At 41.3% G+C, this 24,319-nt stretch carries 26 protein-coding genes; 22 read left to right on the plus strand and 4 right to left on the minus strand.

Going from position 1 to position 24,319, the window contains the following annotated elements; genetic code table 11:
• Nucleotide 1: 1 nt before the first annotated feature.
• The 3 genes from ABS301_RS20900 to dpsA form a co-directional block, all read right to left on the minus strand.
• Nucleotides 2-697 (minus strand): response regulator transcription factor, encoded by a 696-nt coding sequence (locus ABS301_RS20900; RefSeq protein WP_349674046.1) that lies wholly within the window; start codon nt 695-697, stop codon nt 2-4.
• Between the two features lie 166 nt (nt 698-863).
• Nucleotides 864-1,442 carry a dipicolinate synthase subunit B gene (locus ABS301_RS20905; RefSeq protein ID WP_349674047.1) on the minus strand — a complete coding sequence of 193 codons (579 nt, stop codon included), beginning with the start codon at nt 1,440-1,442 and terminating at the stop codon, nt 864-866.
• A 15-nt stretch (nt 1,443-1,457) separates the two neighbouring features.
• Nucleotides 1,458-2,300 carry a dipicolinate synthase subunit DpsA gene (dpsA, locus tag ABS301_RS20910; RefSeq protein ID WP_349674048.1) on the minus strand — a complete coding sequence of 281 codons (843 nt, stop codon included), beginning with the start codon at nt 2,298-2,300 and terminating at the stop codon, nt 1,458-1,460.
• A gap of 119 nt (nt 2,301-2,419) precedes the next feature.
• On the opposite strand from dpsA, the gene dapA reads away from it, so the two are divergent.
• The 9 genes from dapA to ABS301_RS20955 all read left to right on the plus strand — a co-directional run bounded on the left by dapA (nt 2,420) and on the right by ABS301_RS20955 (nt 14,571).
• On the plus strand, nt 2,420-3,310 hold the full coding sequence (gene dapA, locus ABS301_RS20915) for a 4-hydroxy-tetrahydrodipicolinate synthase (RefSeq protein ID WP_349674049.1): 891 nt from the start codon (nt 2,420-2,422) through the stop codon (nt 3,308-3,310).
• A gap of 153 nt (nt 3,311-3,463) precedes the next feature.
• A complete protein-coding gene (locus ABS301_RS20920) occupies nt 3,464-4,330 on the plus strand; it encodes an MBL fold metallo-hydrolase (protein WP_349674050.1) in 867 nt (288 codons plus the stop codon).
• A gap of 18 nt (nt 4,331-4,348) precedes the next feature.
• The gene (locus ABS301_RS20925; RefSeq protein WP_349674051.1) at nt 4,349-6,286 is read left to right on the plus strand and encodes a sigma 54-interacting transcriptional regulator; all 1,938 of its coding nucleotides are present in this window, start codon (nt 4,349-4,351) and stop codon (nt 6,284-6,286) included.
• 195 nt (nt 6,287-6,481) lie between these two features.
• Nucleotides 6,482-7,624: an enolase C-terminal domain-like protein gene (locus ABS301_RS20930; protein WP_349674052.1), complete on the plus strand. Its 1,143-nt coding sequence runs from the start codon at nt 6,482-6,484 to the stop codon at nt 7,622-7,624.
• Between the two features lie 26 nt (nt 7,625-7,650).
• Nucleotides 7,651-8,583 (plus strand): carbohydrate ABC transporter permease, encoded by a 933-nt coding sequence (locus tag ABS301_RS20935; RefSeq protein WP_502877990.1) that lies wholly within the window; start codon nt 7,651-7,653, stop codon nt 8,581-8,583.
• A 5-nt stretch (nt 8,584-8,588) separates the two neighbouring features.
• Nucleotides 8,589-9,437: a carbohydrate ABC transporter permease gene (locus ABS301_RS20940; protein WP_349674053.1), complete on the plus strand. Its 849-nt coding sequence runs from the start codon at nt 8,589-8,591 to the stop codon at nt 9,435-9,437.
• Between the two features lie 28 nt (nt 9,438-9,465).
• A complete protein-coding gene (locus tag ABS301_RS20945) occupies nt 9,466-10,845 on the plus strand; it encodes an ABC transporter substrate-binding protein (RefSeq protein ID WP_349674054.1) in 1,380 nt (459 codons plus the stop codon).
• A gap of 24 nt (nt 10,846-10,869) precedes the next feature.
• Entirely contained in the window at nt 10,870-12,441 is a 1,572-nt protein-coding gene (locus ABS301_RS20950; RefSeq protein WP_349674055.1) for a glycoside hydrolase family 43 protein, read from the plus strand.
• Between the two features lie 108 nt (nt 12,442-12,549).
• A complete protein-coding gene (locus ABS301_RS20955) occupies nt 12,550-14,571 on the plus strand; it encodes a methyl-accepting chemotaxis protein (protein WP_349674056.1) in 2,022 nt (673 codons plus the stop codon).
• 76 nt (nt 14,572-14,647) lie between these two features.
• On the opposite strand, the gene ABS301_RS20960 is transcribed toward ABS301_RS20955, so the two are convergent.
• Entirely contained in the window at nt 14,648-14,890 is a 243-nt protein-coding gene (locus ABS301_RS20960) for an HPr family phosphocarrier protein (protein WP_349674057.1), read from the minus strand.
• Nucleotides 14,891-15,077: 187 nt separating this feature from the next.
• Here ABS301_RS20960 and ABS301_RS20965 point away from each other — a divergent pair, with 187 nt between their 5' ends.
• The 13 genes from ABS301_RS20965 (at nt 15,078) to ABS301_RS21025 (ending at nt 24,273) form a co-directional block, all read left to right on the plus strand.
• A complete protein-coding gene (locus ABS301_RS20965; protein ID WP_349674058.1) occupies nt 15,078-16,046 on the plus strand; it encodes an AraC family transcriptional regulator in 969 nt (322 codons plus the stop codon).
• A 93-nt stretch (nt 16,047-16,139) separates the two neighbouring features.
• Nucleotides 16,140-16,544, plus strand: coding sequence for a hypothetical protein (locus ABS301_RS20970; RefSeq protein WP_349674059.1), 405 nt, complete (start codon nt 16,140-16,142; stop codon nt 16,542-16,544).
• Between the two features lie 24 nt (nt 16,545-16,568).
• Nucleotides 16,569-17,489: a DUF2156 domain-containing protein gene (locus ABS301_RS20975; RefSeq protein WP_349674060.1), complete on the plus strand. Its 921-nt coding sequence runs from the start codon at nt 16,569-16,571 to the stop codon at nt 17,487-17,489.
• 3 nt (nt 17,490-17,492) lie between these two features.
• Nucleotides 17,493-18,542, plus strand: a complete 1,050-nt coding sequence (locus ABS301_RS20980) for a GNAT family N-acetyltransferase (RefSeq protein WP_349674061.1) — start codon at nt 17,493-17,495, stop codon at nt 18,540-18,542.
• Nucleotides 18,543-18,614: 72 nt separating this feature from the next.
• The gene (locus ABS301_RS20985; protein ID WP_349674062.1) at nt 18,615-19,346 is read left to right on the plus strand and encodes an NAD-dependent protein deacylase; all 732 of its coding nucleotides are present in this window, start codon (nt 18,615-18,617) and stop codon (nt 19,344-19,346) included.
• Nucleotides 19,347-19,377: 31 nt separating this feature from the next.
• A complete protein-coding gene (locus tag ABS301_RS20990; protein ID WP_349674123.1) occupies nt 19,378-20,367 on the plus strand; it encodes an aldo/keto reductase in 990 nt (329 codons plus the stop codon).
• Between the two features lie 47 nt (nt 20,368-20,414).
• Complete coding sequence (locus ABS301_RS20995; protein ID WP_104437858.1) at nt 20,415-20,612, plus strand: DUF951 domain-containing protein; 198 nt, start codon at nt 20,415-20,417, stop codon at nt 20,610-20,612.
• A 152-nt stretch (nt 20,613-20,764) separates the two neighbouring features.
• Nucleotides 20,765-21,052 (plus strand): 30S ribosomal protein S6, encoded by a 288-nt coding sequence (rpsF, locus tag ABS301_RS21000; RefSeq protein WP_349670140.1) that lies wholly within the window; start codon nt 20,765-20,767, stop codon nt 21,050-21,052.
• 22 nt (nt 21,053-21,074) lie between these two features.
• Nucleotides 21,075-21,527 carry a single-stranded DNA-binding protein gene (locus ABS301_RS21005; protein ID WP_104437856.1) on the plus strand — a complete coding sequence of 151 codons (453 nt, stop codon included), beginning with the start codon at nt 21,075-21,077 and terminating at the stop codon, nt 21,525-21,527.
• Nucleotides 21,528-21,547: 20 nt separating this feature from the next.
• Nucleotides 21,548-21,814, plus strand: a complete 267-nt coding sequence (gene rpsR, locus ABS301_RS21010) for a 30S ribosomal protein S18 (RefSeq protein WP_097004577.1) — start codon at nt 21,548-21,550, stop codon at nt 21,812-21,814.
• Between the two features lie 415 nt (nt 21,815-22,229).
• Nucleotides 22,230-22,742: a GNAT family N-acetyltransferase gene (locus tag ABS301_RS21015; protein ID WP_349674063.1), complete on the plus strand. Its 513-nt coding sequence runs from the start codon at nt 22,230-22,232 to the stop codon at nt 22,740-22,742.
• Nucleotides 22,743-22,973: 231 nt separating this feature from the next.
• Nucleotides 22,974-23,762 (plus strand): class I SAM-dependent methyltransferase, encoded by a 789-nt coding sequence (locus tag ABS301_RS21020; RefSeq protein WP_349674064.1) that lies wholly within the window; start codon nt 22,974-22,976, stop codon nt 23,760-23,762.
• 28 nt (nt 23,763-23,790) lie between these two features.
• Nucleotides 23,791-24,273, plus strand: coding sequence for a hypothetical protein (locus tag ABS301_RS21025; RefSeq protein ID WP_349674065.1), 483 nt, complete (start codon nt 23,791-23,793; stop codon nt 24,271-24,273).
• Nucleotides 24,274-24,319: the final 46 nt, after the last annotated feature.

Genomic DNA, 24,319 nt, shown 5'->3' on the forward strand with positions numbered 1-24,319 from the left:
TTTATACCTCCTTATTAAAACGATAGCCAATTCCTTTAATAGTCTGAATGTAAAAGGGAGTACCTGGATCGGGTTCTATCTTTTTACGGAGGCGGCTGATAATTGCCATGATATTGCTGTCATCATAAACATACGCTTCTTTCCATACCGCTTCATAAATCTGCTGTTTTGTTAAAATCCTGCCCTGGTTCCTGGCACAGTAAAGCAGAAGATCAAATTCCTTAGGGGGCAGTTCAAAGGTACCATTTTGAGTTGTAACATTTCTGTTGTCAAAATCAATACTCATTCCCACATATATGAGCGGCTGGGATCTGTCCTGTATTTCATTGAATCGGGTGTATCTGCGAACCAGTGAGATAATCCGGGCAATTAATTCCTCCATATTGAAGGGTTTTGCCAGATAATCGTCAGCACCGGAACGAAGACCATATATCTTTGAGGTGGAGTCATCTTTCGCAGTCAGCATAAGGATAGGAATATTGCTTTTATTGCGTATTTTATCCAAGGTCTGAAATCCATTCATTCCAGGCATCATCACATCCAGTAGAATAAGATGGTATTTCTTTTTATCCAGCATTTCCAGGCCGTTTAAGCCTGAGTGACAATAATCTGCACGTATTCCTTCTTTTGCAGTGCATTGTTTGATTAAAACACATAAATCTTTATCATCGTCTATTATTAATATTTGGCAATCCAAGTTTCTCCCCCTTAAACCAATGTTTTATCAGATAGATCCATTTTGCTTTCAGTGTAAACGGATGTGCAGATAAATTCAAGAGAGTTGACTGAATATATCCGAAAACCTCCCCCGATGGAAATGGGGGAGGTCGTGTTGGAAACACATTGAATTTATAATTGTCTCTTTAAATAATCACTGGCTGAATCTGCCTGCCATCCAGTGCATATTCCAGTGTCTTACTAATTAGTTCGGTTCGGGCAATCATGGAATTCGGCTTTTTCACGGGACTATCCTGGCCAAAAGGCACAAAATAAATATTTTTTGTATTGTAGAGTATGCCGATATTTTTAAAATTCATTCCAAGAGCATCATTGGTAGAAAGAGAGATAACCAGAGGTTTCTCATTTCTTAAATGTGCTTTTGCAGCCATAAGAACTGGTGAGTCGGTAATTCCGTTTGCCAGCTTTGCCAGTGTATTGCCGGTGCAGGGAGCAATCAGAAGGATGTCTAAATATCCTTTTGGCCCAATGGGCTCTGCTTCTTCCAGACGGAGTATTGGCTTATTTCCTGCTATTTCAGTAATTCGTTCCATATATTCTTTGGTACTGCCAAACCGGGAATCTGTGGTCTGGACGTTGGAAGAGAAAATGGGATAGATATCTGCCCCTTCATCTGCTAGAACTTTTATTTCTTCTTCTATTTTGTCAAAAGTACAAAAGGACCCGGTAATTGCCAGGCCTACTTTTTTTCCTTCCAGTTTCATAATGCACTCCTTTGCCTAAACAGTTTGAGATAAACAGGTGAGAATTGCTTCATACAGAATTTTCGCCGAGGTTTCGGGAGCATAGATTCCAGGGAGGCCAAGGCTAAGCTTTGCACGGATTCCCTGCTGCCTGCAGGCTTCAAAGTCCACGCCACCCGGGGCGGAGGCAATATCGATAATAGTTGCCTGCCGGGAGGCCAGAGAGACAAGTTTCTCATCAATGACCAGTGCTGGTATGGTGTTGAAGATATAATCATATCTGCCTATTTCTTTTTCTAAATCACTTAATAAAATGGTTTCAAAACCCATGGCTGATGCAAGAGCCAGCTGGTTTGCTTTTCTTCCTGCTATGGTAATTGTAAGGTCGAGGCCTTTTAGCTTAAGTGCCAGGGTTTTGGCACATCTTCCGAACCCGGTGATCAGGCATTTGCTCTGATGGAGACAGCCCGGGCTTAACCGTATGGCCTCTGCAATGGCGCCTTCTGCAGTTGCAATAGTGTTTTTTATGGTGACATCTTCCATATCCATATAGTCGAAGCAGCCAATTTCATTTTTTCTGGCATATTCTTTCACATATGCCGGAATATTGCCTCCAAACAGGATATGGTCGGAGGTAAGATGGCTTAAGAGATTGCCAATTCCAAGGTCGTTCATTTCATGGGCAGAAAACAGGCTGATTTTATCCTTGGTAAACGGAATAGGACAGAGAATGATATTGCAGGTTTCCATGGCTTCCTTCAGTGAGAAGTCAGGTTCGTCTCCGTCAGAATGAAGAACAGTAAAAAAGCCGTTTTCAGTTAAAATGCGGCTTAAATAAAGCTGTCTTGAGTCGCCGCCTAATAGAAGAAATTTATGCATACGGTCATCACTCCTTATACTGGTTTATATGATAAAAAAAATGATTTGTGTATGGTACCATCTGGGAATGTTTGTCATATTTCTGTTAGTATGAACCTATTTTTTAGGAATGAATGTCTATGAATGATGGGATTTTTAAAGGCTCTGCTACAGCCATTGTTACGCCCATGGATCAACATGGGAATTTGGACCTTGTGGCTATGGAGCGGCTGTTGAAATTTCAGCTGGAAAATGGTACAGATGCAATTGTGGTAAACGGAACGACAGGAGAATCCTCAACGCTGGAAGAGAAGGAAAAGACAGAACTGCTGGAATTTGTGGTGCATTATGTAAATCACAGGGTTCCCGTGATTATGGGGACGGGAAGCAATTCTACGTCAAAATCAGTAAGGCTTTCCAGAAAGGCACAATCACTTGGAGCATCAGCACTTTTGCTGGTCACACCGTACTATAACAAGACCTCCCAGCATGGACTGGTGGAGCATTTTAATACCATAGCGGACCGCGTGGACATTCCGATTATTTTGTACAATGTTCCCACGCGTACAGGGGTTAATATTGAGCCTGAAACTTATTTAAAGCTTTCGGAGCATCCCAATATAAGAGCTGTGAAGGAGGCTGGTGGAAATATTTCCCATATTGCAAAAGTTGCGGCTCTGTGCGGAGACCGGCTGGATCTCTATTCGGGAAATGATGATCAGACTGTACCGATTATGTCTCTTGGGGGGAAGGGCGTGATTTCGGTCCTGGCTAACATTATGCCCCAGGAAATGCATACCATGTGTCAACTGTTTTTTGAAGGACAGGTGAAAAAGAGCAGAGATATGCAGTTAGAGTTATTACGCATTATGAATGCTATGTTTATGGATGTAAACCCTGTACCGGTGAAAGCGGCTTTATCTGTACTGGGACTGTGTGAAGAAAAATACCGGCTGCCTCTGGTTCCGTTAAAAGAAACCGACAAAGAAAAATTGAAAGAGGTCATGGAATCTTACTTTAGCCATTTTTAAACTTGATAAATGAAAGAAGCGCTTCATAACTACAAAGTCTATGAAGCGTTTCTTTTGTTTTAATTAAAACTATACGACAAAGAATCGCGAATAGAGTTGCAAATTGGATTTCTCTGTAAGATAATAAAAGAAAATTTTATCGGAGGTGAATAAATGCAGGTGTCTAAATATGAATTTAATGTAAAATCCAGAGAAGATTTCTATCTGTATCCCGAAAAATACCGTGTGGAACCTTTTCGGATATACGGAAACCTGTATTATACAGGAAATAAAAGTGTGGGCTCTCATTTAATTGATACAGGGGATGGGTTGATACTTGTTGATACTACCTATCCAACTACCGTGGCCATGCTGATTGAGTCAATTTGGGAATTGGGGTTTAATCCAAAAGATATCCGTTATATCATTCATACCCATGGTCACTTTGATCATATTGGAGGAACCGCTTTACTAAAAGAACTTTCCGGGGCGCGAACCTGTCTGGGAGAGGGCGATGCATTCATGTTTCATGAAAGACCTGAGCTGGTATTGGCATGCGACTGTGGCTGTAGCTATTTCAGGCCCTTTGAGCCTGATTTGATTATGAAAGACGGTGATATTATTACCCTTGGTAATACCAGAATCCGGATCGTTTCTACTCCCGGACATTCGGATGGAGTTATTTCATTCTTTTTTGAAACGGAGGAAAATGGTGTCCGTCTGACTGCAGGTATGCACGGCGGAGCAGGACTTAATACTCTATGCAGAACCTTTATAGAGCGTTATGACAGAAAACAGAGCAGGAAAGAATTTCTGGAGGGGATTGAACGGGTATATGAAGAGCCTGTTGACATTATGCTGGGGAATCACGCGGGCCATAATCGTACTGTGGAGAAGCGGCAGTTAATGATACAGAATCCAGAAGAAGCCAATCCATTTATAGACCCATCTGAATGGAAACGTTATCTGGATACGGTAAAGAATCGGTATGAGATCATGCTGGAGGAAGAGGAAGCAGGGACTGATCTGATAGAAAAGTAAGAAAGCTGGTGAATTGGGATGTCCGGAATTGCATTATTTGTGCCAAGCGATGAGATGTATGAGCAGGCAAAGGGGATACTGAAAGAAAAAGAGAATCATGTTACCATAGTAAAAAGAATCCGGGTGGAGGAGGCGGTTACAGAAGCACAGAAGGCTATTTCGGAGGGCGTAAATATTATCATAGCAAGAGGCAGGCAGGCGGCAGAGATCCGGCGACATACCAATGTAGCGGTAGCTGAAATTGTTATGACAGCACAAGAACTGGGACTTCTGGTGATCCGGGCAAAAAGCATTGTGGAGAAGGAGTGCCCCAAAATCGGAATCTTTGGCTGGGGGGACATGCTATGTGATACAACATACTTCAACCAGTTATACCATGTTGATCTAAAACGGTATATATTAAAAGATTTTAATGAATGGCGAAATACCATTGAAGAGGCAGGAAAGGATGGGCTGGACATTATTATCGGAGGTCAGTCAGCACTGGATGGGGCATATCAGATGGGAATTCCAGGCCTTTATATGTCCTCCACTGGAGAAGCCATACGGGTGGCGCTTAAAAATGCAGAGTCTCTTTACTATATGTCAGAGATTGAACAGCACAATTATGCTCAGTTTTCAACGGTTCTGGACAGCGCATTTAATGGCATTATCAAAATCAGTGTGGCAGGAAAGATTCTGGTAATGAATCGTGCCATGGAGCAAATACTGGGGTGCAGCTCGGAACAATGTGTGGGAAAACCAGTAACCCGCTTTTTAAAAGATCTTGAAGAAGCAGTGTTAAATCAGATTCTGGAAGGCCGTATGGAAAACTATTCCACATTTATAACGCTGCTCGACCAGTCCATAGTCGTCTCCATGGAGCCGATTGTTGTGGGAACCCGTATTGATGGCGCAATTATTTCCTGCAACCGCTTAAAACGGCTTGATATGAACGATAAAGATGTTATGAAGGAGCAGTATTTAAGAGGATATGTAGCTTATGGTACTTTTGATGATATCAGCAAGAATTTGAAAGATATGCATAAAATTGTAGAACTGGCAAAATTATATGCCCAGTCTTCCAGTCCCATGCTGATTGAGGCGATATCGGGCCCGGAGTTAGAAGCGGTCACTCAGGGTATTCATAATTATAGTATGAGAAAGAATGGACCCTTTATTGTTATTAACATGGCAGGATTGACAGAGGATCAGCAGACAAGAACTCTGTTTGGCAGTAAAAGAGAGGGACAGGCGGAAGAAGAACCCGGAGCCCTTGCCCAGGCCAATCACGGGACACTTGTAATTCAAAGTATTGACAAGCTGACGCTTCAGGCCCAGTATAATCTCATTCGTGCGATTCGCACAAAACGATTAATCAGAGGTAACCGGATTGAAGATACGCTGATGATTGATACAAGGATTATTGCATGTACGGCAAAAAATTTAACTCAGCTGCGCAGTGAATTTAAGTTTCGGTCTGATTTGTATTTTACCCTGAAATCTCTGCGTTTAAAGATCCCCAATTTAAAGGACAGACGGGAGGATGTGGGGTATTTACTGGATCTGTATACCAGAAAATATATGGAACAGTATTCCCGGTATCATGTGATGGCTCCTGGCGTAAAACAGGTTCTTTTGGATTATCCATGGGAAGGAAACAGTATTCAGCTGGAAGCATTCTGCGAGAGAATGATTCTGACAGTAGGGAAACGAACCATTACAGAGGCATATGTCAGGGACTTACTTGATGAACTCTATCACCGGGATACCAGTATCTACGCAGTTTCATTGGAAGAAGAGGAAAAGTTGCAGCAATGGAGTCCTGCAGGAACCGCGGAAAACCCGGAACGCACACTTATTAAATCAATACTTAATAAGTATAACGGTAATCGTACCTTAACTGCCAGAGAACTGAATATCAGCACAACCACATTATGGAGAAAAATAAAAAAATTTGAAATCAGTGAAAAATAACCCTGGACTCTTTTGCAAAGTGAAATGATTTTGCAATGGATTAACCGCATTTGGAATAAATATTGAGCAATATGAAATGCATGCACAGAATGTAAATTGTGCATGCATTTTCTGTGTTAATGTGTCAATTGTATCGGGGGAGGGATAAGGCTATACTTGAAAAGAATTTCAAGGCAAGTGATAACGGAGGCGCATATGAACAATATATTTCAGTTTCAGGATAACATTCAATTTGTCAAAGCAGTTTATTATAATTTTCACTCGATTCCATTACCAAAACCTTTTAAGGATGGGACTGGGGGAATGGGAAAATATGCACCCGAGCAGGGCTGTATTGAACTTTATGATTCAGAAGGGGCGTGTGCTCATCTATGTGTAGGAAGAAGCTTTGTAAAAAATATTCTTCCTATGATCTTAGATGGACAGACAAGAACATACAGTCAGTGGAGAGATACTCTTTACTGGAAAATGAGAAATTCCGGATTTCAGAGTGGTCAGGCGGTGGAAGTCGGACAGCTGGATTTAATGATGCTGGATATTCTGGCTCAAAGAGCGGGTAAGCCGCTTCACCGGTTTCTTGGAGCAGAGAAAGACTGGGCAGCTGCCTATAAAGGAGGAGGATCCCTGCTTCTGGAGGACGAAGAGCTGGTAGATGATATGCTCAGGTATGTGCAGGAAGGGTATCAGACGGTAAAATTCAAGGTCGGCAGCAGTGATGGAAGGGACATGGAGCGTGATATACGCAGGCTTAGAAAGGTTAGGGAAGCTGTGGGCTCCAGGATTGGAATTGCAGTTGATGCAAATCAGCGATGGAATGTTGATGATGCATATCGTTTTGCAAAATTGGCGGAGCCTTACGATCTTGCATGGTTCGAAGAACCGATACACGCTCACGATATGAATGGAATTAAGCAGCTAAAAGAGTTGGGAGTTTCCATGCCATTGGCATTTGGAGAATCAATGAGAATTTACTATGCCTATGAAACATATGCGGAAAAGGGAGTGGATCATCTGCAGCCTTCCATAGGACGGATGAGCCGGATTGATGATATGCTGAAAATTCGTGATTTAGCCAGAAATAAGGGAATCACGTTCTCCTCCGGAGGAAGAATTTATTTAAATGCTATTTTCGGATGCCTGTACGGTGAGGATGAAATGATCGAATATCATGAGCCGATCAGTAAGCCAGTTGGTAAATATACCCTGTTCCAACCAGAAGAGAGGAACGGTAGATTTTACTGTCAGCCCGATCTGCCTGGAAATCCTCAGCGTATGGATCTTGAAAAACTGGAAAAGGACGGGCTGCTGGAGAGCAAAAAAATATTCTATACAGAATAACAACTATCGTTGCGGGAGGGACAACTTTGGAAAAAAATTACAGAAGAAATCTCTGGGTATCAAGATATAAAAATCCCAGGGATTTTATAAAAAAGAACTTTGGTTTTTTATTTATACTGCCCTGGTGGATCGGTTTTGCCATATTTAAATTCTATCCTTTTATGGCATCGTTTATATACAGCTTTCATGAATACAATCTGTTTCGGACAGCTGCATTCGTGGGACTGGAAAACTACAAGGCGATACTTCAGGATAAGCTGACTATGACAGCTTTTGGCCAGACTTTTAAGTATGCGTTTTTTACAGTTCCGCTGGAACTTTCTTTCGCTCTGTTTATTGCATACATTTTGAACTTTAAAATAAGAGGGGTCAATTTTTTTAGAACTGCCTATTACATACCCTCTATTTTAGGAGGTTCGGTATCCATTGCAGTTTTATGGAGATTTCTCTTTAAGACAGAAGGTCTGATCAATATGATATCTGCAAAATTTGGAATGGAACCTTTTAACTGGCTGGGTGATACAAGGGGCGCATTTTTAGTTATTGTGCTTCTGCGTATCTGGCAGTTTGGTTCTCCAATGGTTATTTTTCTGGCAGCATTAAAGGGGGTGTCTGCGGATCTGTATGAGGCGGCCTCCATAGATGGAGCTGGAAAATGGAGACAGTTTTTTAATATTACAGTACCTCTTATCACACCGGTAATTTTTTATAACTTTGTTACACAGCTTTGCCACAAATTCCAGGAATTTAACGGCCCCTTTATTATCACAAGAGGAGGTCCTCTGCGGTCAACCACACTGGTATCATTACTGGTTTACAATAATGCGTTTAAAAGCTATGAAATGGGTATGGCAAGCGCCATTGCCTGGCTTCTGTTTTTAATTATTACCACATTCACCATTATTGCTTTTGTCAGCCAGAAGTACTGGGTATATTACAGCGATGAGGATGGGAGGTAGGAACAATGACAAGAGAAAAGAGAGACAGAATTAATACATTTCTTCGTTACCTGATCCTGATATTAGTAGGCACTGTAATGGTATATCCATTAATCTGGATGGTGGGTGCTTCATTTAAAACCAATGCAGAAATCTTCTCAAGTATAGGATTTATTCCAAAATTGCCAACAGTGGAGGGGTATGTTCGAGGATTTAAGGGTTATGAAGGAATGACGCTTCTGTTTTTTATGTGGAACACTTATAAATTTGTTCTTCCCAAAGTTGCCGTCACTGTTTTTTCAGCAGTTTTTACAGCATATGGTTTTGCAAGATTTCAATTTATCGGAAAGAAATTTTCCTTTGCAGTACTATTATCTACGTTATTTTTACCTCAGGTTGTGCTCAATGTTCCACAGTACATATTGTTTAATCAGATTGGCTGGCTGGATTCTTATCTGCCCCTGATTATTCCCTCGCTATTTGCAGGGGACACCTATTTTGTATATATGCTGATCCAGTTTCTCAGGGGGATTCCAAAAGAACTGGAAGAGGCAGCGAAAATAGACGGCTGTAATGTATTACAGACACTGTGGTATGTAATTGTGCCAATGCTGAAGCCTTCCATTGTATCATGCGCTTTGTTTCAGTTTATGTGGGCTTCCAATGACTTTATGGGGCCGTTAATTTATGTCAATACAGTAGCAAAATATCCGGTTTCCATTTTTCTGCGTATGTCAATGGATGCAGATGTGGGATTTGAATGGAATCGGGTTCTGGCAATGTCGCTGATAGCGATTATCCCGTCATTAGCAGTGTTTTTTTTGGCACAGAATTCTTTTGTAGATGGAATTGCAGCAGGCGGGGTAAAAGGTTAAAAATACAAATTTTTGGAGGAGGAGAAACATGAAGAGAAACAATTGGAAACAGACGACAGTATTTGCTTTATTCGGTTTATTAGCAGCATCTCTTGCAGGCTGCATGCCGACAGAGAACAGTAAACCACAGGGGGAGACAACCGTATCAGAAACACAGGCTGCGAGCCAGGGAGCAGCGGAGTCTGTAGAAGCGGAAGGGCTTAAAGTAAATACGACTGATCCCATAACTCTTCGTATGAACTGGTGGGGGGGAGACAGCAGGCATCAGGCAACACTGGAGGGAATCAAGGCATTTGAGGCAAAGTATCCCAACATAAAAGTAGAAGCAGAATACGAATCGTTTACGGGTCACGAGGAAAAGGTCGCACTGGCTCTGAAATCAGGCTCAGCAGCAGATGTGGTTCAGCTGAATATGGACTGGGTATTTAATTATTCGCCGGACGGAAGCCTTTTTTATGATTTAAACAAGGTTTCAGATATTATTGATTTAAAAGCATATGATAAGTCAGATCTGGATTACTATACGACGAATGGAGTTTTACAGGCATTACCAGCAAGCAATACGGGGCGTGTATTCTTCTGGAATACCACAAGGCTGAAAGATGTGGGGGTACAAATTCCTAAGAATTTAGATGAACTGTATGCTGTTGGAGAAGCTTTTGCAGCTTATAAAGATGGCACCTACTATCCGATTATATTAAATGAACTGGACCGCATGACACTGATGGTTTATTATTTGCAGTGCAAATACGGAAAACCCTGGGTAGAAAACTATCAGCTGCAATACAGCAAGGATGAGGTACAGGAGGGATTGGAATGGATCAGCTTATTGGAAGAAAAGCATGTAATTCCTACTTTGAAGGTTCTTGCGGGTGATGGTTCAGAATTGGTGGATACAAACCAGCGATGGATTGACGGGCATTATGCAGGTATGTATATTTGGGACAGCAACTTAAAGAAATATCAGGAGGCAGCCCCTGGATTTGAATTTGAGGTAGGAGATTATGTTAATATGGGAGACTATAAAGGCGGCATGACAAAAGCCTCCATGGTATTTGCAATCCCCAAAGCTTCAAAATATCCGGCAGAGTCAGCTGCGCTGATCCAGTTCCTGTTCGGTGATCCGGAAGGAGCAAAGATCCTTGGAGATACCAGAGGAGTGCCGGCGAACAAAAATGGTCTTGCATCTCTTGATTTGTCCAATAGCCTGGCAGCAATAGCAAATAAAAAGGTCATGGAATGGACTACTTTTAAGTTTGATCCTGTATTTGAACGTTCTGCACTTAAAAATCCAGACGGTACTTATTATATGGGTATGCAGATGCTCAGTTATAAACAGGATGATGCAGCAGGAGTAGCAGAATATTTGGTTAATGATATTAATAAACAGTTAGAAGCAGCAAAATAATTATAAAAAGAGAGGGAGAGTTTTATGAGCAAAATTTTAAAGAATCCAATTCTTCCCGGATTTTATCCCGATCCTTCCGTATGCAGAAAAGGATCTGACTACTATCTGGTGACCTCTACCTTTGAGTATTTTCCGGGAATCCCTCTCTTTCACTCAAACGATTTTGTAAATTGGCATCAAATTGGTAATGTCCTCTCCAGGCCAGAGCAGCTTGATCTGGATGGAGTCGCATCTTCCAAGGGTATTTATGCCTCATCAATTTTTTATAATGAAGAAAAACAACGTTTTTATGTTATCAGTACACTCGTTAAGAACAGTTTATACCACGAGAATGTCAATTTCTATGTATGGTCAGAGAACCCGGAAGGACCATGGTCCCAACCCATAGTTATAAAGGGAGCGGAGGGAATTGATCCATCTCTCGTATTTGACGGAGAAAAAGCTTACTATCTGGGAAACTTAAGACCATTTCCACTGGAACCGGAAAAAGGAAGGTATATCTGGCTGCAGGAACTGAATTTAGAGCGGGGAGAATTAATCGGTGAGCGATCTATTTTGCTGAAACAGGGAGCATTTATGAATGCTGCCGCACCGGAAGGACCCCATATTTATCATATCGGAGACTGGTATTATCTGATGATTGCGGAAGGAGGTACGTTCCGCAATCATGCCAGTACCATGTTCCGCAGCAGAAAGCTTACAGGCTCTTATGAAGCAGATCCCAGAAATCCTTTAATTACACACAGAAATTTAAGGAATGATTATCCGATTAAAAATCCAGGTCATAGTGATCTTATTCAACTGCATAACGGAGAATGGTGGGCAGTACTCTTGGCTACAAGACAGGATGGCGGAAATTATGGAAATCTTGGAAGAGAGACGTTTGCTGTTCCGGTTGAGTGGGAGGAAGAATGGCCGCTTTTCTCACCCGGGACCGGACATGTTGAGTTTTGTTATCCTGCGCCGGATTTGCCAGAGCAGAAATGGCAGACTGAATGGGAGCGGGAGAACTTTGACTGCATGGAGCTGCCGTATAAATGGCTTATGCTGAGAACACCCAGGTTCCCCATATACAGTCTGACAGAGAGGTCAGGATTTTTAAGGCTTTATCTTCATCCGAATACAATAAAACAGGAAAGCTTTTGTTCTTTTGTGGGGTGCCGCCAGCAGCACCTGTGCTTTAAGGCTGCAGCAGCCATGGAGTTTGATCCTGCCAGGCCGGGGGAGTCAGCTGGAATGGTTTTGCTGATGAACCATAAATACCATATACGAATAGAGTACGGTAACTTTGACGGCAAAAAAGAGCTGCGTCTTACCAGATGTTTTGATGGGCAGGATGAAATTCTTCGTTCTCTTCCATGGAACAAAAATAAAATTACATTCTATATACAAATGAATTATCAATCTATTGATTTTTCCTATTCTCTCGATGGAAAAAAACAAGACATGCTTTTGAATCAAGTGGATGGTAGTCTGTTAAACAGAGAAACAGCAGGCGGTTATACTGGAACAGTAATTGGTTTGTATGCGTCTTCTAATCATGCCGAGAGCAGCAATTTTGCTGATTTTGACTGGTTTGATTATTATGCGGAATAATTAAATAAAGTAAATACTTTAGTTTATAAATACATTACCCTTCTTCTTGCTATCCCATTTTCTCCATGCTATATTAAAGTATAAATTTTAGAGGGAGAAAGGATGTCTATGATGAACAAGAGAAAAAAACGCATATTTACAAAGCTGCTTTTCGGTATTTCTGCTCCAGTCATAGTAATATTAATTTTGTCAGGGTTCCTGATTACTATGCAGGTAGGAAAAAGCATGGAACATCAGTCCATGGAAAATCTTAATTCGGCATCCTTAGCGGCGGCAAATCAGGTGGACTCTTTCCTGACTTTTTATCTGGCTGAGATGAAGAGTGCTGCGGCAAGCCAGCAGGTGGAAGAGTATTTAAAGAATGCGACTGGAAAAGTCAGAATGCCTGACAGCCAGGGATATCCGGAGATTAAGAAAACCCTGGACAAGATACAGGCAACGGATAAGGATAACATTCTCGCTGCATGGGTTGCAGATCTGGATTTGAGTCAGGTAACCCAGTCGGACAACTTTACATCGGAAGACGGCTGGGATATCTCAAGCAGGCCCTGGTACCGGGCGATGGAACTGGATCACCCAATCTTGACGGAGCCATATGTGGATGCCAGTACCGGACAGGTCATTGTCAGTGCCGTTTGCGGCGTATTTGACAGCAGCACTGGAAAACCCCTTGGTGTGATGGGACTGGATATTAAGCTGTCCCAGCTTGTTACCATTATGAGTAATTACAAAATCGGGACAGGCGGATTCGTGGTTCTGGCCACTGAGGGAGGACAAATCGTTTATCACCCAAACAATGATATGATTCAGAAGAACGTTTCGGAAGTGGAAATATCTGATAATATCAAACAGGCCATAACCGGACAGGCAGCAGGTAGCTATACATACTCCATGAATAAGGAAAATTATTTCGGTGCAGTAAATAAGGTGGGAAATTCCGGCTGGCTTGTACTCTCCAGTATACCACGATCAGAAGTTCTTGCTTCCCGCACGGCTGTGACTGTCACAATTGTCTCTGTCTTTTTACTGGGATCGGCACTACTGGTTCTCTTAATTATTCTTATTTCCAGACGGTTGACTAGCCCCCTTAAAAATCTGTCCAATGTTGCAGAACAGATTGCAGAGGGTAAACTGGATCTGGCTATGGAGAACTTTGATAATGATGAAATTGGTATGGTCGCTGCTTCATTGGGCAATACCGTATTACAGCTGAAAGATTATGTAAATTATATTGATGAAATCACTTCGGTTCTCAACCAGATTGCAGACAAGAATCTGGCGTTCCGGCTGGAATATGATTACAAAGGAAATTTTGAGAAGGTTAAGAATGCCCTGCTTAAAATCAGCAGTACCTTAACGTTAACCATGGAGAGAATTGTAAATGCTTCGGAACAGGTAGCCTATGGATCACAGAACATAAGCGGAAGTTCACAGGCACTTGCACAGGGAGCAACAGAGCAGGCCAGTGCAGTAGAAGAGCTGGCGGCCACCATCAATGACATCTCACATAACATTGATAAGAACGCCCAGGATTCCACCAGCGCCAATGAACAGGCGGTTGTAGCCACTGGTGAGCTGGAAACCAGCAGCAGCCACATGGAGGCTCTGGTTACTGCCATGGAGGAAATTAGTGAGAATTCCAGGGAGATCAGCAAGATTATCAAGACCATTGAAGATATTGCATTTCAGACCAATATCCTTGCACTCAATGCGGCTGTGGAAGCAGCCAGGGCAGGGGAAGCGGGAAAAGGATTTGCTGTAGTCGCAGATGAAGTCCGCAATCTGGCATCGAAAAGCTCAGAAGCAGCTCAGAATACTACACATCTTATTGAAAACTCCATTCAGTCAGTTATGAATGGCTCTGGCCTGGTAAAAGACGCAGCAGAGTCTCTTTCAACGGCAGTTGTAAGCACCCGTTCCGTATCGGAGATGATAGAACGGATCTCAGAAGCCTCCGTCAGGCAGTCGGAAGCAATCCGTCAGGTCACTGTGGGTATCGATCAGATCTCAGCAGTAGTGCAGACCAACTCCGCAACTGCAGAGGAAAGTGCAGCTGCCAGCAAAGAGCTGTCTGATATGGCTGCAGTATTAAAAGAACTGGTTGATGAATTTCAATTAAATCGTAATTAATTTAAATAAGAGGCTGTCGAAAACTAACAGATCATAGTTAGTTTTTGGAGGCCTCTTCTTGCTTTTTATGTAGTGGTTATGCAGTTTTTTGATTTACCAGAAATGGTGATAACGATTCCAAAACATCGTCATGGTTGTTATTGTAAATGATCAGTTCAAGATTGCAATCAGAACAAATGGTCATGATGCCTAAAATAGATTTGGCGTCAATAACAATACTTCCTTTGCAGATGTCCATATCGACCTCAAAATGATTCGTCGCTTTAACAAAAGCGGCAGCTTCTTCCATGTTAGCCAAACGTATTGGATACTTTTTCATGATGTCATACCTCTTAGAAATTATATTGATTGTACAAAAATTAATACATAGCTAGATTATAGGACCAGTTTCATAAATAAGCTATGTCTAAATTTGTATAAAAACCGTCTTTTCTTGCAAATAATGTCATAGTGGTGATATAATTAATCGGGGGAAGTGCGAGTAGGTTTGCCGTTTGGAGGACAATATGAATGAAGAACTTCTGAAATTTTTGAGGAAGACATCGGAAGAGAAAAACGGTATTATCAAGGATGCATCTTCAATTTTGACATACTATGTAAGAAATTTGGATGGCAGTGTGGTGGATAAGGATCTGATTATAGAAGAGGGCAGCATGATTGGGCTTTACTGTCAGCCCCGCTATATAGCAATTCCGGACCATAGTCATAATTATGTAGAGCTTGTTTATATGTACAGTGGCAGTGCTGTCCAGATTATTAATAAGACCGAAAGGATTAAACTGGATACCAGTGACCTTCTTCTGCTAAGAGAGGGTACCAGTCATGCGATAGAGCCTTTAGGGGAAGATGATATAGCAATTCATTTTTTCCTGAAGCCGGAGTTTTTCTCTCATCCATCTCTTATTACAGAGGATGGGGGGATCTTAAGGCATTTTATTGCGGGTGCAGTATCTGAAAATCATTCGGTGGCGGATTATCTCCATTTCCGCCTGCAGGAAATTTTACCTGCAAGGAACCTGTTGGAGAATATGATCTGGTCTCTGATGGTGGAAAAAAAGTGCAGGCAGGAGATTAATCAGGCGACCATGTCCATGTTAATTATGGAACTGCTTCATGATGCTGATAAGGTGGAATCCCATGATACGACACAGTATGAAGAGCAGATTGCCCTAACAGCGTATCAGTATCTTGAAAATCACTATACCTCGGCTACACTGGAGGAATTTTCTTTAAAAGTCATGCAGCCAACCTATTATGTCAGCCGGTTGTTTAAGCGGTATTATCAGATGACTTTTACAGAATGCTTACAGCTGATCCGACTTTGCAGGGCAGCTAACTGCCTTACTTCATCCAGCAAATCAGTGGAAGAAATTATACAGGAAATCGGTTATGAGAACAGCAGTTATTTTCACCGGATTTTTAAAGAACGCTATGGTCTGACGCCGAAGCAGTACCGGGATAAGTCCAGGGATTAATTCTGAAAAGATTATGAAATATATGCTCATAACATTGACTTTGGCTGGATAGGTTATTATAGTTAAGGCAAAGAAAAGGGGCGATTATACAGCATGAATCAAATGAGAGATCAATTAATTCGATTTATGACGGGAAGATATGGCGCTGATAAATTGGGGAAATTTTTAACAGCCACGGCATTTATTTTATTTGTTGCAGGTCTGTTTATAAAGAGTCCCTGGGTGGATCTCATAGCAGTTGCAGTCCTGTTAGTAAGCTACTATCGTATGTTTTCAAGAAATATCAGGAGACGATTTGATGAAAATCAAAAATTTGAGCGGTTTTGTTTTGCTATCGTAGAAACATTTCGCAAATGGCGTTTCCGGATGCAGCAGAGCATTAAGTTTCACATTTATAAATGTCCAGGCTGCGGACAAAAAATCAGGGTACCAAGGGGAAAAGGAAAAATAAAAATTCACTGTCCCAAGTGTAATACTGATTTTATTAAGAAAAGCTAGTGATAAAAATAGAAGGGAATAATTATGAATTTACAATTTAAGCCAATTGAGGCGAGTGATGTCGAAAAGATAACTCCATTTTATGCCCTGCGGCCAAATAAGACCTGTGATAGTGTATATCTGGATTGTTTTATCTGGAGGGAATACTACCATGTGAAGTACGCAATCAGTGACAATAAAGCATTGCAGTTTTTGATGGAAAAGGATGGCCAGCCCTTTACAGCAATGCCTATGTGCAGGGAAGAAGATCTTTCTTACTATTTTGATGAAATGAAAGAATACTTTAATGAGGTTTTAAAAAAGCCTCTTCGAATCTCTCTGGCAGATGAGGCGGCGATTGAGTATCTAAAGCTTGATCCCGATCAGTTTGAAGTGAAAGAGGTAGAAGATTTAAAGGATTATCTCTATGACGCTCAATCATTAAGGACACTTTCCGGAAAGAAGCTTCACAAAAAGAAGAATCATTTAAACTCTTTTCTGAAAGAATATGAGGGAAGATATGAGTACCGTACCTTATGTTGTTCCGACAGGGACAGCGTGGTGGAATTCTTAAATGAGTGGTGGGAGAACAAGGTAGAGGCTGCAGAGTTTACCCGTCAGCTGGATTATGAAGTGATGGGAATTCACAGCATATTAAAAAACTGTTCTTTCTTAAATGTAAGAATGGCAGGAGTTTTTATAGACGGTATGTTAAAGGCATTTACCATAGGCAGCTACAACCACTTTGAAAAAATGGCTGTTATTCATATTGAGAAGGCCGATCCGAATATTAAAGGCCTTTACCAGTTTATTAACCAGCAGTTTATCACCCATGCATATCCGGAAGAACTGATTTTGGTGAACCGGGAAGATGATGTGGGAATGGAAGGCTTAAGAAAAGCAAAGATGTCTTATTATCCCGTTGATTTTGCAAGAAAATACTCAGTGGTACAGAAGGGTTTCTAAACTATGGTACGGTATTTGAAGCAGGAAGAAAAAAGTGAAAGCCGGGCGTTATGGGAAAAAGTTTTCTCTGAGGATTCCAAGAGCTTTCTGGATTATTATTATTCGGACAGAGTCCACAAGAATAAGATTTTAACTGCATGGAGCGGAGGTCAGCCTGCTGCGATGCTCCATCGCAATCCCTATGAAGTGGTGGTAAAAGACCGCATATGGAAGGTGGATTATATTGCCGGAGTGGCGACTGATCCGGATTTCCGTCATCAGGGTTATATGAGAAGACTGCTTGCCCGTTGTTTTTCAGATATGTATATGGAGCGGATGGAGTTTTGCTTTTTGGTTCCGGTTGATCCTGCTATTTACCATCCCTTTGATTTTACCTATATCTGTGATCTGCCAAAGCGGGTACTTAACGAAAAGGGAAGAACCCGGTTAAGTAGCCGTGCGTTTATGGAACGGTCTGATGACTGCAAGGAGGCCGCCAGGTTTGTTGGCCGCCAGCTGGAAAAAAAATATGAGGTGTACGCTCACAGAGATGAGGAGTATTACCGGAATTTATGCAGAGAAGTAAGAAGTGACAGGGGAGACATGATTCTTCTTTTCACCAGAGATGAAAGAGAACGGCTTGCCGGTGTATGGGCTTATTACGGAGAACTTGCAGAAAACCAGCGGGAGCTTATTGTTCTCGGGGATTATGTAAAGGAAGTTGGCAATGTAAGACCGGCTGTAATGGGGCGTATCATTCATCTGGAGCAGTTTATCTCCGTGATCAGGCTGAAAGAGGATTGTCCTGTCAGTGAAATGGAATTGTTTATTGAAGTTAAGGATGATTTTATACGTCAAAACAACGGTGTTTTTCGCTGGAAGCTTACAAAAGATGGTTCCTCAATGACTCCGGTAACAGATAATAATAAGATAAAACCTCATCTGGTTATGGGGATCAGCGAACTAACCTCCTGGCTTTTCGGCTATGGAAAGCCTGAGGTTCCGGAAAACCGACAAACCATGGCAGACCGGGTAAGACCTTTAAATGGAGTGTTTTTCGATGAAATAACCTGATTTTTTAATTATGAAAATCAGTTACGGGCGGGTTCAGCTGAATCCGCCCCTGCATGTTGGAGGGATAAGTCGATGAATGAACGAAGTCTGTTAAAGGACTGGATCATGGAAAGCCAGAATATTGTATTTTTTGGCGGAGCGGGGGTATCAACAGAAAGCAATATTCCCGATTTCAGAGGCGTTGACGGGCTGTATCATCAGGAGTATGAGTATCCCCCGGAGACTATTATCAGTCACAGTTTTTACCGGTCCAAACCAAAGGAATTTTACCGTTTTTATAAAAATAAGATGTTATTTCCGGACGCAAAACCCAATCCGGCTCATCTGGCTCTTGCAAAGCTGGAAGATTTGGGAAAATTAAAAGCGGTTATTACTCAGAATATAGACGGACTTCATCAGGAAGCAGGGAGTAAGAATGTGCTGGAGCTTCATGGATCTGTCAGGAGAAATCATTGCACCCGGTGTATGAAGTTTTTTTCATTGGAAGACATGCTTTCTTCCATGGGGGAGGACGGGATTCCAAGGTGTACATGCAGCGGGGTGATTAAACCGGATGTGGTCTTATATGAGGAAAGTCTGGATGAAGGTGTGCTAAGTAAGTCAGTCGCTTACATCTCCCAGGCAGATTTGCTCATCATAGGAGGGACTTCGCTGACTGTCTATCCGGCGGCCGGACTGATTGATTATTACAGAGGCAGCAAAATGGTGCTTATTAACAAAACCGTTACACCAATGGATGGGAAAGCCAATCTGGTGATCAGCGGCAGCATCGGGGAAGTGCTCCATGATGCAGTGGGAGTCTGAAGCGGTTCAGGATAAGAAGGAGAGCAAAACGATGTATCAGGCAGCAGAAAACAGATATGACACAATGAAGTACAAGCGTTGCGGAAGAAGTGGAATCATGCTTCCCATGGTATCTCTGGGATTATGGCAGAATTTTGGACTGGAAAAACCGGTATCTGAACAGAGAGAAATTCTTTTAAGTGCATTTGACATGGGAATTACCCATTTTGACCTGGCTAATAATTATGGGTTTCCTGCACCTGGAAAAGCGGAAGAGAATTTTGGAACAGTTTTAAAGAGTGATCTGCTTCCTTATCGGGATGAGCTGATTATCTCTACAAAAGCTGGATATGATATGTGGCCTGGCCCCTATGGAAACTGGGGTTCCAGAAAGTATTTAATGTCCAGTCTGGATCAGAGTTTAAAACGCATGGGGCTTGAATACGTAGATATATTCTATCATCACAGACCGGACCCGGAAACTCCTTTGGAGGAGACCATGGGGGCTTTGGCAGATATTGTAAAACAGGGAAAAGCTCTTTATGCAGGAATCTCTAATTATGGTGAGCAGGAAGCGGTAAAAGCGATCTCCATGTTAAGAGATATGGGAGTTCCGTGTCTCATTGATCAGCCAAGATACAACATGCTGGAACGGGGAGCGGAAGATGGTTTGTTTGGAGCACTGCTGGAACAGGGAACCGGGTGCATCTGCTACAGCCCTCTTGCGCAGGGAGCTTTGACAAACCGGTATTTAAATGGTGTTCCGGCGGATTCCAGGGCTGCCAGAAAGGGAACTACCATTGGCGGACGTTATCTGACTGAGGAACGGCTTGAGCAAATCAGACGTCTTGATGAGCTGGCCGGAAGTAGAGGACAGACACTGGCGCAGATGGCACTTTCCTGGGTTCTTCGGGAACCAGCTGTGACCTCAGTTTTAATAGGAGCCAGCAGCGTAAAGCAGCTGAAAGATAATGCTGCATGTCTGGAGAATCTGTCTTTTACCGAACAGGAACTGAAGGAAATTGATATTATTTTAAAATAGCGTCTTATTTGAAAGAGAAAATAAAACGTACGGGACAGGTGTATGATATGATCTATGAAGTTGGAGATGTTGTAAAATTAAAAAAGCAGCATCCATGCGGGAGCCAGGAATGGGAAATTCTGCGTGTTGGAGCTGATTTTCGTTTAAAATGCACGGGATGCGGCCATCAGATTATGGTACCCAGGAAGCTGGTGGAGAAGAATACCAGGGGATTAAAGGGAAAAGATGGGCAGCCAAAATCATAAAATCCCTATTATATTAAGAAAAAAGTAATGAAAGTAGGAAAAGGACTTGCTTTTATCATAAATTTCCGGTATAATACTGTACCGTGACACATATTAATCCTTGCTCCTGAAACTGAAGTCAGGGGCCAGAGACCACAAGGAGGTAAACAAGCATGAACAAATATGAATTAACGATTGTTCTGAACGCAAAGCTCGAAGATGAAGAGAGAGCAGCTGCCATGGAAAAGATTAATGGTTACATTACTCGTTTCGGCGGAGCTGTAACTGGCGTTGATGAATGGGGTAAGAAGAGATTAGCTTACGAAATTCAGAAAATGAAAGAAGGATTCTACTACTTCATCAAATTTGATGGCGCGTCCAATACACCGAACGAATTAGAAGAAAACGTTCGTATTATGGAGCCGGTTATCAGATACTTATGCGTGAAACAAGAAGCATAATAGATAAAGAAAGCGTGATCGTATGAACAGAGTAATCCTTATGGGCAGATTGACCCGTGATCCAGAAGTAAGATATTCCCAGGGCGAGCGTGCTATGGCCATCGCAAGGTATACCCTTGCTGTTGATCGCAGAAGCCGCAGAAGTCAGGACGGCAATGAGCAGACCGCTGATTTTATCAACTGTGTAGCATTTGACAAAGCAGGTGAGTTTGCAGAGAAGTATTTCCGTCAGGGTATGAGAGTACTGATTTCCGGAAGGATCCAGACTGGAAGTTATACGAATAAAGACGGCGTAAAAGTATATACAACAGATATCGTTGTAGAAGATCAGGAATTCGCAGACAGCAAGGGCGGCGCTCCAGGTGAAGGCGGTGGCTATCAGCCAACCTCCAGACCAGCTCCCTCCAGTGCAATCGGCGATGGATTTATGAATATCCCGGATGGAGTCGAAGACGAAGGACTTCCATTCAACTAAATCTAACAGGAGGTATACCAATGGCATTTAACAGGAATGATAAAGCTGATGGCGCTAAGATGAGAAGAGGCGGCATGCGCAGAAGAAAAAAAGTATGCGTATTCTGCGGCGAGAAGAATGGCGTTATCGATTATAAAGATGTAAATAAATTAAAAAGATACGTGTCTGAAAGAGGAAAAATTCTTCCCAGACGTATCACTGGCAACTGTGCTAAGCATCAGAGAGCACTGACTGTTGCAATCAAGAGAGCTAGACATATCGCTCTTATGCCTTACACTATGGAGTAAATCCTTATTTGATAAGGGTTTGCGGATAGGGTAAAGGAGTTTTACTCAAAATTTACTCAAATCGGGATGATTTTTTCGGACGAAGTATTGGACGGGAAGAAAGTTTCGTGATATAGAAAGACTTCACATGAAAGTGTGAGGTCTTTTTTATATTTGATTTATAGAAGAAATTAGTGTTATATAGAAATATTCGTACTGGTGATGTGGAGAAGCTGCAAAACTTATTTTTGAGTTGGTGTTGAAGAAATTATGTTTATTCAATATAATATTAATAGATAAGCCGGAATAAAGACGTAAAACTCATCTCAATGGCAGAGAACACTGCTAAATATAATAAAAGGATGGCTTATGTCGTCCTTTTTGTTGTTATTGTATATTCTGTAACATGTGAGACTTAAAAAACGGGGGTGCTAAGTTGAATAAGAAATGTTTAGAATCTGAAAGATTATTCTTGAAACCTTTATCTTTTCAGGAATTACAATATATAAATAATAATAATATTGATAAGATTAAAACTTCAATTGAATTAGAAGCAATATTAGATTCCACTATATTTGCAATTTCAAAGAAACTAATGAAAATGCATAATATTAACGAAGATATTCATGAATGGTATACATATTGGTTGATTATTAATAAGGAGAATCAAAAAGGAATAGGGTTTATAGGGTTTAAAGGGGCACCAGATATAGATGGTTATTCAGAAGTTGGATACAGTATTTCACCTAATTACAGAAAGAAAGGATTTATGACTGAGGCTTTAGAAACATTAATAAACTGGGCTTGTAGACTTCAAGGCGCTAAAGGTATAACTGCAAAAGTTCTAAAAACAAATATTGGTTCTATTAAAGTATTGAGCAATTGTAATTTTAAATTGGTTAGTTCTACTGAACAAGAGCATAATTATATTATTAAGAGCCAAAAATAGTGCACAAGTGAGAAATCTTTACGGAAATAGAACAGTGAGTACGATGTCTCTTTTGGCTCTGGAGGACGAAAATAGAGCAATGCGATTTAATATGGGTTCATTTCTGCTGGTGGAGGTAGTTATAAAGATTTCTGCTCAATTATATAGAAATATATAGATAAAGATGATAAGCTTAGTCTTATATGATTACGTTGCTTTAATATCAACATATATAGGATAAGGGGGAATGTCATGTCGGTAATTCAAGGATTGGAATGGACCTTTAATACAGTGGCAGAAAAGTATGAAAAATTACGTCCGGGATACGTTCCAGAGTTATATAAAGATATTTTCAATTATATCCCAATTAATCAGTCCAGTAATGTAGTGGAGATTGGAATTGGAGGTGGTCAGGCGACATTACCAATTTTAAAAACGGGCTGTAACCTGATAGCTGTGGAGTATGGTACAAACCTGGCTGAATTATGTCGTAATATATTTAAGGAATACCCAAATTTTTCTGCGATAGCAGCAAAGTTTGAGGACTTTAAATGCGAAGACAATACATGTGATTTAATATATTCAGCATCAGCATTCCACTGGATACCAGAGGAAGTTGGATATAAGAAAGTTTTTGCACTATTAAAAAGTGGTGGTGTATTTGCACGCTTTGCCAACCATCCGTATAAGGATAAGGGGAGAGAGGAAATACATAATGCGATTCAAAAGGTTTATTCTGTATACATGCCCGGGACACGTAACAATAATGAATATAGCGAAAATGCAGCGAAAGAACGTGCTTATATAGCGAGTCAATACGGCTTTGTTGACATAAGTTATAAAGTATATCATAGAACAAGAACTTTTACTGCGAAAGAATATACATCTCTTCTTGGTACTTACTCTGACCATATAGCAATTGAAGAAAGCATAAGAGCAAAGTTCTTTTCAGAGATTGAAACAGCAATAGACAATCTGGGAGGTAAAATTACAATCTATGATACCATAGATTTGCAGCTTGCAAGAAAGCCGCAGGATTAATAGCATAAACAAACAAAGAGGGGAACAGATGAATATGGAAATAAATACATCAGCAAAAGAAACGGTAGATTCCTTGAAAAAAATATTTGATAAACACAAAAATGACCGTATTTGTATCATGGCTACTACTTGTTGCGGAAAGTCTACATTACATGAGCTGATTCCAGAGACTGTGGATATGGATGATGAATTGTGGCCCCAATTAACCGAAGAAGAGGAAGCGCATTTATGCCAGAAACCATGGACGAAAGAAATTGGTGACTTTGCTGGCAGGCTGGTCAGAGAGAGGGTAACGGTGAAACCCGGACACCCATTATTCACTTTAATACTGTTGGATTGCGAAGTGCTGATATATCTTGATATAAGTGATGAACTGCTTGCGGAACATTGTAAAAAAAGACAAGCAGATTTTCAGGATGCAAAAAATGTTAAGGATGCGATTGAATGTACATGGAATAAACAGCGGGAAAAGAATGATAAAGTATGCTACTATTTAAAAATTACAGAGTAATATAAAATTAAGCGTTTTGGCTAAATCAAAAAGTGAATTAGGTGGA

Origin of the sequence: Lacrimispora sp., from assembly GCF_031982545.1 — a bacterium.
Lineage (GTDB): Bacteria > Bacillota > Clostridia > Lachnospirales > Lachnospiraceae > Lacrimispora.